Annotated in this window: 12 protein-coding genes; 6 read left to right on the forward strand and 6 right to left on the reverse strand. The window is 55.3% G+C overall.

Annotated features, from left to right (window positions below; genetic code table 11):
- Window positions 1-38: 38 nt before the first annotated feature.
- Window positions 39-440: an alternative ribosome rescue aminoacyl-tRNA hydrolase ArfB gene (gene arfB, locus A3850_RS15990; protein ID WP_068218728.1), complete on the forward strand. Its 402-nt coding sequence runs from the start codon at window positions 39-41 to the stop codon at window positions 438-440.
- Window positions 441-564: 124 nt separating this feature from the next.
- A complete protein-coding gene (locus A3850_RS15995; protein WP_068218732.1) occupies window positions 565-2544 on the forward strand; it encodes an OmpA family protein in 1980 nt (659 codons plus the stop codon).
- 203 nt (window positions 2545-2747) lie between these two features.
- On the opposite strand, the gene A3850_RS16000 is transcribed toward A3850_RS15995, so the two are convergent.
- The 6 genes from A3850_RS16000 to A3850_RS16025 all read right to left on the reverse strand — a co-directional run bounded on the left by A3850_RS16000 (window position 2748) and on the right by A3850_RS16025 (window position 10180).
- Complete coding sequence (locus A3850_RS16000; protein ID WP_197494079.1) at window positions 2748-4130, reverse strand: TolC family protein; 1383 nt, start codon at window positions 4128-4130, stop codon at window positions 2748-2750.
- A gap of 40 nt (window positions 4131-4170) precedes the next feature.
- A complete protein-coding gene (locus tag A3850_RS16005; protein ID WP_068218737.1) occupies window positions 4171-4641 on the reverse strand; it encodes a GtrA family protein in 471 nt (156 codons plus the stop codon).
- Window positions 4638-5186, reverse strand: a complete 549-nt coding sequence (locus A3850_RS16010; protein WP_068218740.1) for a 5'(3')-deoxyribonucleotidase — start codon at window positions 5184-5186, stop codon at window positions 4638-4640. Before A3850_RS16010 ends, A3850_RS16005 begins: the two co-directional genes overlap by 4 nt.
- Window positions 5187-5188: 2 nt before the next feature.
- The gene (locus A3850_RS16015) at window positions 5189-8404 is read right to left on the reverse strand and encodes an efflux RND transporter permease subunit (protein ID WP_068218744.1); all 3216 of its coding nucleotides are present in this window, start codon (window positions 8402-8404) and stop codon (window positions 5189-5191) included.
- Between the two features lie 122 nt (window positions 8405-8526).
- Window positions 8527-9717, reverse strand: a complete 1191-nt coding sequence (locus A3850_RS16020; protein WP_068218746.1) for an efflux RND transporter periplasmic adaptor subunit — start codon at window positions 9715-9717, stop codon at window positions 8527-8529.
- A complete protein-coding gene (locus A3850_RS16025) occupies window positions 9710-10180 on the reverse strand; it encodes a MarR family winged helix-turn-helix transcriptional regulator (RefSeq protein ID WP_197494080.1) in 471 nt (156 codons plus the stop codon). The genes A3850_RS16020 and A3850_RS16025 overlap by 8 nt, the downstream gene beginning before the upstream one ends.
- A 296-nt stretch (window positions 10181-10476) precedes the next feature.
- On the opposite strand from A3850_RS16025, the gene A3850_RS16030 reads away from it, so the two are divergent.
- The 4 genes from A3850_RS16030 to A3850_RS16045 all read left to right on the forward strand — a co-directional run bounded on the left by A3850_RS16030 (window position 10477) and on the right by A3850_RS16045 (window position 15798).
- A complete protein-coding gene (locus A3850_RS16030; RefSeq protein ID WP_068218752.1) occupies window positions 10477-13005 on the forward strand; it encodes a TIM-barrel domain-containing protein in 2529 nt (842 codons plus the stop codon).
- Between the two features lie 98 nt (window positions 13006-13103).
- Window positions 13104-13700, forward strand: coding sequence for a riboflavin synthase (locus tag A3850_RS16035; RefSeq protein WP_068218755.1), 597 nt, complete (start codon window positions 13104-13106; stop codon window positions 13698-13700).
- Window positions 13701-13737: 37 nt separating this feature from the next.
- Entirely contained in the window at window positions 13738-14256 is a 519-nt protein-coding gene (gene rimM / locus A3850_RS16040; RefSeq protein WP_068218757.1) for a ribosome maturation factor RimM, read from the forward strand.
- 258 nt (window positions 14257-14514) lie between these two features.
- A complete protein-coding gene (locus tag A3850_RS16045) occupies window positions 14515-15798 on the forward strand; it encodes an LVIVD repeat-containing protein (protein WP_068218760.1) in 1284 nt (427 codons plus the stop codon).
- Window positions 15799-15845: the final 47 nt, after the last annotated feature.

A 15845-nucleotide genomic window follows, 5' to 3' on the forward strand; every position in this document is an offset into this window, starting at 1 on the left:
AGGTAAACGGACAAGCAAAAAAGACGATTCTCTAAATCATGGACTGGCCACTCATCCAACAGGAACTCACTTTTAGGACGTCCCGCAGCAGCGGAGCCGGTGGCCAGCACGTCAACAAAACGGAAACCCGCGTGGAGTTAGTCTTCAACCTCGACGAGAGCCAGGGGCTGAACCACCGCGAAAAGAAGAACCTCCGCCACCACCTCAAACGTAAGATTGACGCCAATGGAATCATTTCCGTTGTCGACCAATCCGGACGTAGCCAACACGGCAATAAGGTCAAAGCGTTGAAACGATTGAAGGAAATGCTCTCCCTCTCCGGCCGGCCCATCCCGAAGAAGCACGTGGGCAAGTCCTTCGTCGCCAACCGAGGTAAACGTCTGGAACGGAAGAAGCGACGGTCGGAGATTAAGGCGGGACGGGGGAAGATCCGTTGGTAAGGCAATCCTTTCAACCTCAACTCCAGCCGTCAGCCTACCGACGCAGCGTTGCGGAAATACCTACCTAAATAAAGGAATAGCAACAAACACCGGCCCCAACCGTTTTTCGTCCAAATACCTTCGAATGCGCTTCACCTGGCTCGCCCTATTCGCTCTGCTTTCCATCTCCAGTTGCACCTACACCGCCAAAGTGACGGACGGCGCTACCGCCGTGGACCGCAAGCAATACGACGTAGCCATTCCCATGCTGCAAAGGGAATTCAAGAAGGCCAAAACCAGGTCAGTAAAGGGAGAAGTCGCCATGAATCTGGGTACCTCCTACCGCGAAACGGGTAACGATGAGGAGGCCATCACCTGGTTCCAAAAGGCCTACGACAACAACGCCGGCCCGGACGCCCTCCGTGAAAAGGCCGCCGCCCTCAAACGCCTGGAACGCTACGAGGAAGCCATCCAGGTCTATACCGACCTCGGCTTTGAGATTGGCTCCCGCTACGAATTCCGCAAGGAGATCCAGGGGGCGGAACTCGCCCAGAAGTGGAAGGACCAGGAAACGGAAGGGAAAGAGCGGCCCTACACCGTACAGGCCGCCAACTTCAACTCCCGTGGCGCGGATTACGCTCCCGTCTATTTCGAAAATCAGCTCATCTTCAGCTCCGACCGCCAGGGGGGAGACGGGGCGGAAAACTACAAGTGGACGGGCCGTGGCTTCACCGACATCTACCAAACTAGCGTGACCGGGGGCGCCGTCACTTCCTTTAGCGACGTGATCAACACCCCCGACCACGAAGGCACCCCTTCCTTCAGCGCGGACGGCCAACAGGTCTACTTCACCCGCTGCGTCTCTCCCGGCAAGCGGGAAGATGCTTTTTGTGGCATCTACGTCTCGGAGCGGAACGGCGGCGGCTGGGGGCCGGCCACCAAACTTCCCTTCGTCAAACCGGGCGTCAACTACCTCCACCCCGCCATCTCTGCCACTGGTGATCGACTTTACTTCAGCGCCCTCATGGAAGACGGTTGGGGTGGTTACGACATCTACGTTGTCAACAAGAAAGTGGACGGGACGTGGAGCGACCCCATCTTGATGAACCGCGCAATCAACACCCAGGGCAACGAACAATTCCCGACACTCGACGCTGACACCTTGTACTTCGCGAGCGACGGATTGGTCGGCATGGGTGGTCTCGACATCTACATGACCCACCCCATGGCTAACGGCCGCTACAGCGCACCAAAGAATCTGGGGATCCCCGTCAACAGTGGGGCCGACGATTTTTCCTACACCATCGTCAAGCGCATGGGAAGTGGCCTCGACGAAAAAGTGCTGGGCTTCTTCAGTACGGCCCGCCCCGGCGGAGCGGGTGCCGATGACATTTACGAGTTCGCCCGCCGCACCCTGCCGCCCCCCCCACCCGATCCGACTCCCATCGTCTACAAAAACGTACTTGACGTTACCGTAGTAGAAAAGATCCTCGAGGATCCGGCCGATCCGCAATCGCGCGTCCGTGGTTTGCGGCCGGTGCCTAACGCAACGATCGTGGCCAGCATCGGCGCGGAATCCCGTACCGTCACTACCAATGAAGAGGGTCAATTAAGCCTGGTGTTGGTCGACAACCAGAATTACCAATTTCGCGCCGAGCGTGATGGCTACCTGGCCGCCGAAGGTGTCTTCTCCAGCCGCAACTTGCCAAAAGATCCGGATGCACCCGAACAGCGGTACGAGTTGGAGTTGGAGATTGAAAAGATCTTCCTCAACGCCGAGATCGTCCTCGAAAATATTTACTACGACTTTGACGAAAGCTTCATCCGCGAAGATGCGCAGCCAACGCTGAACGAGCTCGCCTCACTGTTGCAACGCAACCCCAACATTAATATTGAATTGGGCTCCCACACCGATTGCCAGGGGCCGGAAGGCTACAACCAGCGACTCAGCCAGGATCGCGCTCAGTCCGCCGTGAACTATCTCATTGAGAGGGGCATCGATGGCAACCGACTCACCGCCCGTGGCTACGGTGAAACCCAACCCGTCGCGGAGTGTGTGTGCCAACGCTGTACGGATGAGGAAAACCAGCGTAATCGGCGGACTACTTTTAGGATTGTGGAGTAGCTAAGCTCGTTAGTCGATTTACCAGTTGGTTGGTACGGCTAGTGGGCTGGCAACGTCCAACGACTCAGCTGGTACTGTCGTGGTGTATTATACTTAGTCCACTCAAACCTTATTACACCCTCTGGTAAAGACTCAAATAAGTCGTCGGACGAAGCTGAACTGTTGCTTTGCAACCAGTTCAGTGATTCGTCCGACGACGGGGATTAGTCCCCTACCACCTGCCCCGTCAGGCGCAGGATCTCCGTTTCCGTGTTCTTGAGATTCAGCAGCGCATTGAGTAATTGGAACTCGGCGTTGACGAGATTGAGCTGAATGGTTCGGTAGTCGAAACTATTGATCGTTCCGCCCCGAAAGCGTTCGTCGGAGATCTCAATGTTGCGTTCGGCGTTGGCGATCAGGTCGCGGGTGATGCTGACAATCGTGATTTGATTGTCGTGGCGAGCAATAGCACTTGCCAATTGGGTCCGAAGTTGTTGGTTGATGGCATCGTACTCCAGCTCCGCCGTCATCTCTTCAAGTTTGGCTGATTGTTCGCGCACCCGACGGCTCTTTCCATCGTACAGGAGGTAGCTGACACCAATACCTAAATTGGCGGAAAGGGTGCGGGCAGCGATTCCAGGCAATTCCTGCTCGCGGGTGGGTTGTTCGTTACCAAAGTCAAAGGTTTGCGTACCGGTCTGCACGTTGATGTCGTAGCCCGCCCCACCCTGCAGGGCAACGAGTGGCTTGTATTCGGTTTGAATGAGGCGCGTCCTAATGCCTGCTAATTCGCGGTTGATGGCTAGCGTCCGCAATTGGCTGTTCTTGCGGTCCAGTTCCGTTTGCAGGAGGGCCTCGTTAAAGCGTTCTCCGTCGTAATCCAATTCCGTGGTCAGCGTTAGTGCTTGGTTCACATCTTCGGCGCCGAGGAGTTGCAGGAGATTTTGGGTGGCTGTTTCGTAATTCAGCTGCTGAAGCACCAGTTGGGTGGAATCCGTTAGGTAGGCATCGCGGGCCTGCAGTTCTTCGAAGGTACCGGCGCGGCCAAACTCACGGCGAACGTTCTGGTATTCAATCCGGTCCCGGCTTAGTTCCAGGACGCGACGGCGCACGGAAATTTGTTCCTGTTGAACGACTGCGTTAAAGTAGGCCTGGATGATCTGGGCAATGCTGTTCTCCACTTCAACGCGCACCCTCCCTGCACTCAAGTCGGCCAGCGTGGCCAACTGGGTTTTCGCAATTTCTACGCGGCCGCCGTTGAACAAGGTCCAGTTCAGGTTGGCGGTGGGCCCGATGCCGTAGGAAGTCGTATTACTCTGCGATACAATGCTCGCCGGGTTGGTGTTATTTCGGTAGTTAACGGCGGGCGTTACGCCCAGGGAAATGGTCGGAAATTTACCGGTCAGTGCATCATCATTATTGTTTTCCGCGACGGCGAGGTCCGCCTTGGCGAGGCGGATCTGGTAATTATTCAACAGACCTTCCTGGATGGCATCACTTAGCGATAGACTTCGCTGACCAGTCATTATACCTCCTATGGTCATCAACAGAATTAGGGCGCTCACGCGGGTATAAAGTTGGGGGATCGAGTAGCGAAGTGATAGCATGTCAGTTTGGTAGGATGGTCCTTGGGTGGAAGGATGTTCTTTAGTTTGAGGATCGGCGCGCTTTACTGGTTTGGTCCTGCATATCCAATCCCTCGGCACCTGCGGCAGCGCCCTCTTTTGAGCCTTCGAAGACGTAGCGCTTGAGGTAGTAATTGTAGAAGAAGACGATGCCCGTAGCGATGAGTTTGATGAGCCATTCTTCATTCCCCACGAGGGGAAATTGGTGAAGGCCAATGATAATGAGCCAGTCCAGTAGCAGACCACCGGCGCTGACTACCATACTCCAAGCGAAGGCACTCCGCAACGAACGGTTTAACTCAAAAACGAAGTAACGCTGCAGGAAGAAATTGAGGATGACACTGCTGGAATAGGCAATCAACGTAGCCGGGCCGGGCGGCAGGTAACGATCTACCAGCAGTAAGTACACGCCGTAGTTGATGCCCGTTGCTACGAGCCCGGTCATTGCGAAGGGAATTTTCCCCCGCACGAAAGTCCAGGCGCGTTCGATCATCCTAGCAGGGAGATTTCGGACTGCCGTTCGGCACGGAAAAATTCCCTTACCTCTAGCCAATTATTAAGCCGGTGAAAGCCGGTGTCGTAGTGGTTGTCCAACGCAGAAAAGAGCAACCCTTCCCCTTTGAAAACTTTGAGGTTAGACACCTTATCATCCAGCAAATAATCGCCGTACACGATGTCTTTCGTACCACAAAAGACCATCCGGGAATGGTGAATGAAGGGGAAGTGCTCCGCCATCCAATCCCACTTATCGCGCATCGAATGGCGAAATTCAGTAGCGGTCGTAACGATGAATATTTCGTGTTGCGCGTATAATTCTTCGAGTACTTCCGGGGCGTTGTCCATCACTTGCAAGTCGCGGAAGAAGCCCTTTTCGTACATCAAGTCACGTAAATGATTGGCTCCATCCAGGTCGTAGACCTTCTTCCCCAGGAGATCTTTTTGGGTGAGGACTCGATTGAATTCCTTTTCGTAAGCCGTCACGAACTTGGCGTACGTATCGGCCATCACCCCGTCCATATCAACACAGATTCTGGCCATGGTTAGTCGATTAAATCTTCATCCATTGCGCCGCTATTCCGGCGCTTGGTGGGTGGATCAGGGAGTTCTTCCGGCGCAAAGTCCATCTGCTGGTAAGCGGGCTCGACGTTGGTGTAGGACCAAACCTCGTCCGGATGCATACCCTTAGCCCAGTAGAAACGGAGACGGTTAAGCAACACCAGCAGCGCGGGTAACAGAATGAGCAGAATGACCGTCACCGCCAGCAACCCAAAGGCCACCGAAATAGCCATGGGAATCAGGAATTGGGCCTGCCGCGATTTATTCAACAGCAAGGGAGCCAATCCAGCAAAGGTGGTGACGGACGTCAGCAGTATCGGGCGGAAACGACTTTTGGATGCCTCCGCTAAGGCCTCCATCATCGGCATCTTCTCCCGCAGGTTTTCGTTGTATTTCGATACGAAAACTAAGCCATCATTCACGATGATCCCGATCAGGGCAATGATGCCGAGGAAGGAAAATAGGGAAAGCGGCTTATCCATGAGCCAGTGACCGCCGATTACGCCGATGAAGCCAAAGGGCATCAGCAAAAACAGTACGACGGATTGCATCACGGACCGGAAGGTCAGCGCAATCACGAAGAACATCAACGCTAAAACTACCGGACCGACAATAGCCAACGAAGCGGATGTCTTTTGCTGGTTGCGAACCTGCCCGTCCGTAACCGTGGACACGCCAGGGTACTTGTCCAAAATGGCGGGAACCGTCGTGGAGGAGATCAGGGCGTTGACGTCCGTCACCGAAACGCTGTTGTCGGCAATGTCCGCTTCCACCTTCACTTCCCGCTTTCCATCGACGTGATTGATGGCGATGACGCCGCGCTGTGGTTCCAGTTCTACGATTTCCGAAAGGGGATACTCCCCTCCCCCGGGGATACGGATGCGCATGTTCTGCAGATCGGCAATGCTACGGCGGCTGGTTTCGCCGTAGCGGAGCCACACCCGGACTTCGTCTTCACCCCGCTGCAAGCGTTGGGCCTCCGCCCCAAAGAAAGCGGAACGGACCTGGCCAACGATATCCTGTAGGTCAAGACCGAGGTACCGCGCTTTCTCCTTCAGGCTGATGTTGATCTCGCGCAGACCTTCCTGGTTGTTATCAACGACATCCGCTAGTTCGGAAAATTGGTTCAGTTCAGCTTTTAGTTCTGCCGTGGCGGCGTCCAGCTCGTCGATATTAGACCCAACCAAACTAACACTCACCGGCTTGCCGAAGAAGGACCGGGCCCCGAAGGAAAGCACCTCCGCTTCATCAATCGGCCCCACCTCTTCGCGGATGGCGTTCGTGACCTGCCGTTGGGATACGGGGTCACGATCTTCACCGGGGATCATGGCAACCGTGACCGTGCCCTCGTAAGTGGTAGGCCCCAGTTTCATTTCGACGCGCTCGACGAGCTCCAGTTCACCGTTGTAGTACTCTTGGGACATCCGCTCGTTGACGCGTTCGGAAGCATCTGCAATACGCTCCAGGATTTCCTTGGTTTTCGTTTCCGGAGTGCCGGCCGGCAGTTGCAACGTGATGGTCACCTCATCCCCTTCGATGATCGGGAAGAAAGTTGTTTTGACAAAACCACCATTGATCATTCCAAAGCTCAGGAACAGTACCGCCAGGCACATGGACAAGGCCAAAAATTTGCTCCGTAATACCCAGCGCAGAACGGGGCCATACATCCGGTCCCGCATGAAATCCATCAATTGATCGAACTTGCGTTGGACGATATTCGGCTTGGCGTCCTTATCCAATGCCTTGGAGTGGGCGACGTGAGTGGGTAGAATGATGAAGCCCTCCACCATCGAAAAGATGAGGGAGAAGATCACCACGATGGCCATCTCGGGGAAGAAGTCACCGAGAGATCCGTCCAGAAAAAAGAAGCTTGAAAAGGCGATGACCGTCGTAGTGATGGCCGCGAAAACGGCGCCGATCACATTTTTTGTTCCTTCGATGGCCGCCTCAATTCTGGGGATGCCCCGCTCGTGGTAGCTGTAGATGTTCTCTCCGATCACGATGCCGTCGTCCACCAGGATACCAATCACGAGGATCATCCCGAATAGGGAAATAACATTCAACGTGATACCCAGGTAGGCAGCGACGATGAACATCCCCGCAAAACTGATGGGAATGGAAAGCGCTACCCAAAAGGCCAAGCGCCAGTGGAGGAACACGGCCAGCAGAATACAGACGATGAGGAATCCCTGCCATCCATTGTTGATGAGCGTATCGATGCGCTGACGCAAGGTTATGCTCTCATCACTAATTATACTGGCGCGGATGTCCGGATTTTCCTGGTTGAAGACGGCAAGGTAGGCCTTCACCGTATCGGTGATCTGCAGCATATCCTCGTCCAGCGTATTCTGGACCTGGACGTTGACGGACGGCGAACCATCCAGGTAGGATCGGTTCGGGGTATCCGCCCAGCGGTCACGAATGGTGGCGACTTGGCTCAAGCGTACCGTCCCGCCGTTGGGGGTGGACTTTACGACGATGTTCCGCAGTCCATCGGCAAAGTACTCTTTGTTGCGGGCGCGGAGGAGGAGTTCTTCGTCCTCCCCCTTAACGGTACCTCCGGTAATGTCGACGTTGTTCCGACGGACGGCGTTGGAGGCTTCCAGGAAGGTAAGCCCATAGGCTTGAAGGTCCGCTTCGCGGAAGGCAATCTCGATCTCTTCTTCGGGGAAGCCACTCAGCGTCACTTTGGAGAGCCCTTCTACCTGTAGGAGGTCATCCTCAATCTGCCGAGCCGTTCTTTTCAGGGCGGCAAGGCTAACGCCATCCCCACTCAAGGCAAAGGTGATGGCGCGGCCGAGGCGTTCCTGCTTATACACGATGGGCGGCTCCATGCCGACGGGAAAAGAATTAATCCGGTCCACTTCGTTCTTGACTTCCTGAAGAATGATGTCCGTATCGTACCCTTTCTCTACTTCGATGGTCAATCGGCCCGAGTTTTCGGAGCTGACGCTGGTATAGCGTTCCAGGCCCGTTAGCCCTTTCAGGTTTTCTTCCACCTTGTTAATGATGCCTTCCTCCACTTCTTCCGGGCTGGCGCCGGGGTAGATGAATTGCATGCTGATCGTCCGACTTTCGAACTCCGGGAAGAAGGTCGCCTTCATCTGAGTCACGCTCAGGACACCCAATACGAGGAGGCCAAACATGATGAGGTTGGCGGCTACCGGGTACTTAACGAAATAGGCAATGAATGATCTCAAGGGAGGGGGGTTGGGAGTTGCTAGTTGCTAGTTGCTAGTTGCTAGTTGCGAAATTTAGTTTTGGCGTATCAAAATTTCGGTAGATCACGGAGAATGTTTGCCGCTTCAGTTCATTTAATTCGCTACTTCGAAACGGGTTCTTTTGCGGCGTCAGGTTTTCGGATTCTAGCTTCGGTGCTCTTCGTGCCCGCTAACTGAACCCGCATACCATCGTAAGCTCCAGCTACGTCGCTGGATAGCAGTTGGGTACCATCGGGGATGCCAGCGACGATGACGGTTTCACGGTTGAACTTCCTCACGTTGACGGGGATGAGCTCTAGCAAAGTATCGTTGCGCACTACGTAGACTTCGGATTCGTCAACGAGCTTATCGCGATCGATCTCCACTACGTTTTCGAACACTTTGGCGTCGGCTTCGCCGCGGAGGTACATCCCCTCGCGTAAGTCCCGACCGCTTACGCCTACATAGACATTGACGGTTTGGCTGGCGGGGTCGATCTGATCGCTGACGCGGCGAATGGTGCCCGTCCAGCTGCCCGCGATGTCTTCGCTGTAGAGCTCGACCTTGCCGCCGGGGCGGAGGAAATCCAATTGGCTGAGGGGTACGGTGGCGACCATTTCGTAGTAGCCGGTGGCCATCAATTCACCGAGTTGCTGGCCGGGGCGGACTACCGTTCCCTGATCTACCGTAGCCGTAGTAAGGACACCGCTGAAGGGGGCCGTGAGTACGTATTTACCGAGCCGATCCTCGAGAGATTTGATGGAATAGTACTGAGTGGCCAGGTTACGGCCGGCTACGAAAAGGCGTTCGCGCTGGTTCTGTGCTTCGGGGAGTGCCGGGAGGGGGTCATCCACCGAGAAATTGTTGAGGTACCGGTTCCAAGCCTCGAAGCTCTCTGGGTAGTCGATCTTGAGGTCGGGCATCATGTTGGCGATGCTATTCAACAGGGTAGCCTTCTGGGCCTGGATGTTGTAGCGTGCCTCCGTGTTGTCAATTCGCAGTAGGGTTTGCCCTTCTTTAAAGTACGTGCCCTCTTTGAACGGCTTACCCGTTTCTCGGACGGCGCCCCCAACTTCGGTGAAGAGCGGGATCTTATTGTAGGCTTGCAACCTCCCCTGCACGCCAAGCTCGGAATTGATGTTGGCGTTAAGCACCGTGATGGTTTCCACCTCCTTGATGCGTTCGGGGATATCTCGTTTGGGTGGGTCCGCCTTCAGATCGCCGAGGGCCTTGTAGCCGAAGTAGCCACCGGCGATGATGGCAATGCCCAGCACGGCTTTGAGGGCAACGGTGTACCAGGGTTGCTTATTCATGGGTGGATTGTTTGGCGTAAAGCGTTACTTCCCGTTGTGCTTCGTAAATGGAAAAGAGTACTTCGTTGCAGATGGCCAGTTTTTCGGGGTCAATGCTTTCAGTGGCCTTTTCGAGTACGGTTTGCATTTCTTCCTGTGCGTGTTGCCAGAACTTGCGCCCTTGTTTAGTGATGGAGATCATCTTCTGGCGGCGGTCAATGGTGTCGGGCACGCGGGTAATCAGGCCAGCGTTCTCCATTTGTTGTACCGCCCGGGTGATGGTCGCTTTATCCTTCACCGTCGTGATGGCCAGGTCCTGCTGCCGCTGCGGGCTTTGGGCGGATAGATCAGCCAGTAGCCCAATGTGCGGGCCCTGAGCTTCGAACTTATCAAAGGTGATTCTTTCCATGGCGAGGCGGGCCAGTTGCCGGCCAACGCGGTTCGTTAGAAAGATGAGGTTATCGGAGTGATCGTCTGCGGTCAAGGTATTGTTATCGTTGTGATTGCAACGGCAACGCAGCAATAGCCAATAGGTTTCTTGCCCAACCAATATTGTTAGGTTTAAAGTTGCCTTCATCAAGTTCGAGGCTTGTTATCTGGCGCTGCCGCGGGTGCGAGGTAATTGGGAGTGGTCCCCTTCCCATTTTTTGACACCTGCGGCAGCGCAGAATAAATCCTAACGGTAATTGGCAACCTGCAGTGAATTCGGACGTTTCGCCTGTTTCCGCAACCAAGGTTATAACCTACCTTGCACCACCCCAAAGCACACCCCGCTCCCACATGACAAAGCTCAACAAAAAAGCTCGCCGCCCCTACGCACCGGCCGCCAACGCTACGAACAACACCGACACCGCAAATACCGCTCGCTACGACGACGTGTACTATGTCCACCGGATCGGAAAAGTGACGGGCGTGGAAGAAGTGGACCGCCAGACCTACCTCGTGCTCAGCGAAGGAGAAGCAAACCTGTACGTGCAGTTTTGGTCCCCCACCCTGTTTCGCTTTCGGATTGTGGTGAACACCCCCCGCCGCGACTTCAGCTACGGGATCGACCCGGAGGCCAAAATGGAATCGACGAAGGTGACGAAGAAGGAAGGGAAATCCGCCTTCGGCCTCAGCACCAGTGCCCTCCGTTTGGAGATCGCCAAAGAAGACGGCCGGCTGAAGATCTCCGACAAGGCGACGCTCACGCTGATCCACGAATACGCCGAACCCTTCTACGCAAGGACCACCCTGCAAAACGGCCTGGAACAGGTCCGCATCCAACTGAGTACGGACAAAAAGGAGAAGTTCTTCGGCCTCGGCGACAAGTGCTGGGACACTGACCTGCAGGGCACCCAGTGGATGAACTACTGCGAAGACGCCTTCGCCTTCAACCGTGGCCGCGAAACGAACTACCGGGCCATCCCCTTCTACTACGGACTAAAGGAAGGCAAGGCTTACGGACTATTTCTGGACAACAGCTACCGCAGCCACTTCGACTTCAACAAGGCCGGCGACAACCTGACTACGGTGTGGGCCGACGGCGGGGATATGAACTACTACTTCATTTACGGGCCCGACCTTAATAAGGTCGCCGAGGATTACCACGGCCTCACCGGCACCCCGGAACTCCCCCCCCTCTGGGCCTTCGGGTTCCACCAGTGCCGCTGGAGTTATTACCCCGAAAAAAGGGTGCGGGAATTGGCGCAGACCTTCCGCGATAAAAAGATTCCCTGCGATGCCATTTACCTGGACATCGACTACATGGATGGCTACCGTTGCTTTACGTGGAACAAAGAACACTTCCCCGACCCCAAGCAACTCATCAGTGACCTGAGGGAGGATAATTTCCATACGGTGGTGATGATCGATCCGGGGATCCGGGTGGACCCGGAATACCACGTCTACAAGGATATGGCGGCTAATGGCTACGCGTGTATGCGCCCCGACGGCACCCCGATGATTGGCCCGGTATGGCCACCGGAGTGTGTTTGGCCGGACTACACCAACCCGGTCGTCCGCGACTGGTGGGGAACCCTCTACCGGGAACTCTACAACGAGCAGGGCGTCAGCGGATTCTGGAACGATATGAATGAGCCGGCCATGTTCAAGGTCAATAACCTGACCTTCCCGGACAACATCCGCCACGACATGGACGGGCAGCCTTCGCACCATAAGGAAGCCCACAACATTTACGGGTTGCAAATGACACGGGCCAGTTACGACGGACTCAAGGCACTGCAACCAGCTAAGCGGCCCTTCCTGCTGGGTCGGGCCAGCTACTCCGGTGGCCAGCGCTACGCTGCTCTGTGGACGGGTGACAACATCGCCAGTTGGGAACACCTCGAACTGGCCAACCGCCAGTGTATCCGCATGGCCATTAGCGGTTTTAGTAATATCGGTACGGACATCGGCGGATTCGTTGACAACCCTTCACCGGAACTACTCACTCGCTGGCTTCAATTAGCTGTATTCCATCCACTTATGCGCATCCACTCAATGGGCAATAATACGGATGGCGCTGCGGAAGCGGAGGCGGACGAAGTCAAGAAAGCGGAAGAACTCAACCGCCAGGACCAGGAACCGTGGGTCCACGGCAAGGAGCACACCAAACGCAACCGGCGGGCCATCGAGATGCGGTACCAGCTGCTGCCCTACCTCTACACCGCCTTCCAGCACCACGTCCATACGGGCCGCCCAGTCCTACGCAACCTCTTCTTTTACGACCAGGAAGATCCGATGTGTTTCAAGTTTGCTGACCAGTTCTTCTACGGAGAGGACCTACTCGTTTGTCCCGTACTAAAAGAGGGTGCTAAGTCCATGCAGGTTTACCTCCCGCAGGGTGAGTGGTACGATTTTTGGACGGGCCAACGCCACGCTGGTAAGCAGAAGATGAAAGTGAAGGTCAAGGCGGACCGCATTCCCATCTTCGTTCGTGCCGGCGCCGTCCTACCTACGTTCGATATAGTGCAGAGCACTGCGGAGACCCAATCGCTCAACTCCGTCGAGTTAAGCATTTTTGCCGCTGACGCAGGTACCAGTGTTTTGTACTGGGACGCGGGCGATGGCTACGGGCACGAGGCCGGGCAGTTCGCTGAACGGACCTACTCCATCACGAAAAACAAGAACAAACTGACGTTGCAGCAATCCGCAGCGGGTAATTTCAATCCCAGTTTCCAGGTGGCGGAATTACGCTTCATTGGTCTGACTGCCCCACCCCGGAAAATCACCGTCGATGGCCGCAAGATCACGGCGGGCATTTACTACGGCAAGCGGGCGGTAGTAGTCAACGTACCCTTCAACTTCTCGGAGGTGGTGATTGACTGATTCGGATCTACTTTCAGTATCCAATCCCTGATGAGCACAACGATGAGTCAACTTTGTACGATTCGCCAGGTTGATGACTGCCACTAACCCTTGTTACCATGTTTACCGGAATCATCGAAAGCAGCGGAACGATTACCCAAATCCGCAAGGAGGACGATAACGTGCATTTCACCGTTGCGGCCAGCATCAGCAGCGAACTCAAGATCGACCAGTCACTGGCCCACGACGGCGTTTGCTTGACGGTCGTTGCGTTGACGGAGGACAGCCATACTGTCACAGCCATCCGCGAAACCCTGGACCGCACCCGGCTCGGAGAATGGAAAGAAGGCGATACCGTCAACCTGGAAAGAGCCATGCAGGCCGGCGCCAGGTTGGATGGCCACATCGTGCAGGGGCACGTCGATACCGTTGGAGAGTGCCTCGACGTGGAAGAAGCCGGTGGCAGTTGGTACTACACCTTTCGCTACGTACCCACGCCCGAACACCTCCTCGTAGACAAGGGCAGCGTCTGCGTCAATGGCGTCTCATTAACGGTGGTGGAGCCCGTGGGTGATGAATTTAAGGTGGCCATCATCCCGTACACATATGAGCATACCAACTTCAAGGACCTACGGCCAGGCTCCAAGGTGAACCTGGAATTCGACATCATCGGAAAGTACATCGCCCGGCAGATGGCGGCTTACAAAGCGCTCTAGCTCGAGCGATACGGCAGACAACGAAAAGCGCAGGACTATGAACCTCATCGAAATTGGTTGGCTCGGCAAGGCCCACGGGCTGAAGGGGGAAATCAAAGCCCACGTCTCCGACTTTTATGAAGACGATCTCTTCCGAGCGACCTCCATCCACGTGGGGGACCCGGCGGTGCCCTATTTCCTTGAGCAGGTCCGGGCCGGCGGCAGCGTGATCCTGAAAATTGAGGAACTGGACAACCGCGAGCAGGTAGCCCTGCTGTCCAACCGCCCCCTCTTCCTCATGGATTCCCAGGTTGAAGAAAAGGAAGCGGAAGGAGCGGATACGCCCTTCGACGCGCTGATCGGTTACCGTATTCAGGCGGAGGGTTACCCGCTGCTTGGGCCCATCACCGGCATCATGGATCTGCCCTCCCACTACCTGGCCGAACTGACGCACGACGGGCGCGAGATCCTGGTCCCGCTTCACGAGGACCTGGTCGTTTCCGTCGATGAAGAAGAAAAGATCTTGGGGATGGCCTTACCGGAGGGCCTGGTTTCAGCGTCAGATGGCGAGGATTGATTTATAGTCTGACAACCCAGGATTTGAGAATGTTAGCTAGCCCTTTTTCCGTCTAGCTGCGTTAAAAAGCCTCGCCGACGCTATGGCGTCGCCTACGTTTTTTGCCTTGCTAGACGAAAAAATGACGTCGCTACCAAAATCACAAATCCTAAGTTGTCAGACTATAGCCAAGAAAAATTGAGTCTCCCGCCAACGCCAGGTGCAAGGATGTACGTCTCCCCCGGTAAGCTACCTTAATCCAAAAGAAAATCGCTTACCATGCGTTACCTGATCCTATTCCTGTTTTCCTGTATTACCCTCACCAGTTGCCTCGAAGAGACTTGTGAGGATACCATTATCCTGCAAGGGTTCGAACCCCGGATTATTTCCACTGCGGATTTCCGCAGTTCCTCCTTTGGTTGTTTTGCGCCCGCTCCCGTTTGCCAGGCGACTGGTTTCTACGTCTACCAGCAGTACCTGTTCATGGTGGAGGACAATAAGGGGCTCCACATCATCGACAATTCCGATACGCACAATCCGGTACCCATCACTTGGATGGAAGTCCCGGGTGGCCAGGGCCTCGCCGTACGTAACGACATCCTTTACATCAACCAGTACACGGACTTGATCGCCTTTGATCTTTCGGACCCGACCACGCCCGAGTTCATCAGCCGGACGGAGGATGTATTTGAACCCAATAGCGTGTTCACCAGCGTGCTGAGCGACGGTCGGTTCGTAGCGAACTGGGCGGCTAATGGTGAAACGCGCGTCGTCAGTTGCAGCTCCCCTAACGGCGGGAACGAAATCTTCTTTGAAGGCGATGTCGCTTTTGCTACCAACATCAACACCTTTTCCAATACGGCTGGTGCGAACCGTGCCGGCGGTGATGTCGTCGGCCAGGGCGGAAGTTTGGCGCGCTTTACCATCGCTCAATCCACTCTCTACGCCGTCGACGATAACACCCTACGGGCCTTCAGCCTGGCGGATGCGCGTAACCCAAGTTTTGAAGCCACGATTGATCTTGGCTGGGGCATCGAAACGATCTTCCCTACGGAGGATAAATTATTCATCGGGGCGGCAAACGGGATGCACATCTACGGCATTGATGATCCGCTCAATCCCGAACACCTTTCGACCTTTGACCACGTTTTAGGTTGTGACCCGGTGGTCGTTTCCGGAGATCTGGCCTACGTCACCCTTTGGGGTGGCCGCGACTGTGGCAGTATTGGCGACCAATTGGAGATCATCGACATCAGTGCGCCACGCAATCCTCGTTCCTTACAAGTTACGCCCATGCAATCCAGCCACGGCCTCGGGGTAGCGGAGGGTAAGTTGTTCCTCTGCGGCCAGTGGGAAGGCATGATGGTCTTTGACCTGACCGATGACGGTCTGCTGGGTGAACGCCTGGACCGCAGTACCGACATTTTTGCGCGGGACGTCATTCTGCTGCCGGAGAACAATAAAGCCATCGTCCTCGGCTACGGGCAAGGTGGTATTCAGCAGTACGACTATTCTGATGGAGGCGAACTTACGGCCACCAGCCACATCGACGTGTGTAAGTAGGTCACAACCCGTTTTCCGCTTTCTTCGGTAAATTGGACCATTGTCCT

The sequence above is a fragment of the Lewinella sp. 4G2 genome, assembly GCF_001625015.1.
In the GTDB taxonomy this organism is placed as follows: Bacteria; Bacteroidota; Bacteroidia; order Chitinophagales; family Saprospiraceae; genus Neolewinella.

Coding starts and splice junctions, on each gene's coding strand:
- arfB (WP_068218728.1), top strand. CDS start 39: ATGGACTGGCCACTCATCCAACAGGAACTCACTTTTAGGACGTCCCGC.
- A3850_RS15995 (WP_068218732.1), top strand. CDS start 565: ATGCGCTTCACCTGGCTCGCCCTATTCGCTCTGCTTTCCATCTCCAGT.
- A3850_RS16000 (WP_197494079.1), bottom strand. CDS start 4,130: ATGCTATCACTTCGCTACTCGATCCCCCAACTTTATACCCGCGTGAGC.
- A3850_RS16005 (WP_068218737.1), bottom strand. CDS start 4,641: ATGATCGAACGCGCCTGGACTTTCGTGCGGGGGAAAATTCCCTTCGCA.
- A3850_RS16010 (WP_068218740.1), bottom strand. CDS start 5,186: ATGGCCAGAATCTGTGTTGATATGGACGGGGTGATGGCCGATACGTAC.
- A3850_RS16020 (WP_068218746.1), bottom strand. CDS start 9,717: ATGAATAAGCAACCCTGGTACACCGTTGCCCTCAAAGCCGTGCTGGGC.
- A3850_RS16030 (WP_068218752.1), top strand. CDS start 10,477: ATGACAAAGCTCAACAAAAAAGCTCGCCGCCCCTACGCACCGGCCGCC.
- A3850_RS16035 (WP_068218755.1), top strand. CDS start 13,104: ATGTTTACCGGAATCATCGAAAGCAGCGGAACGATTACCCAAATCCGC.
- rimM (WP_068218757.1), top strand. CDS start 13,738: ATGAACCTCATCGAAATTGGTTGGCTCGGCAAGGCCCACGGGCTGAAG.
- A3850_RS16045 (WP_068218760.1), top strand. CDS start 14,515: ATGCGTTACCTGATCCTATTCCTGTTTTCCTGTATTACCCTCACCAGT.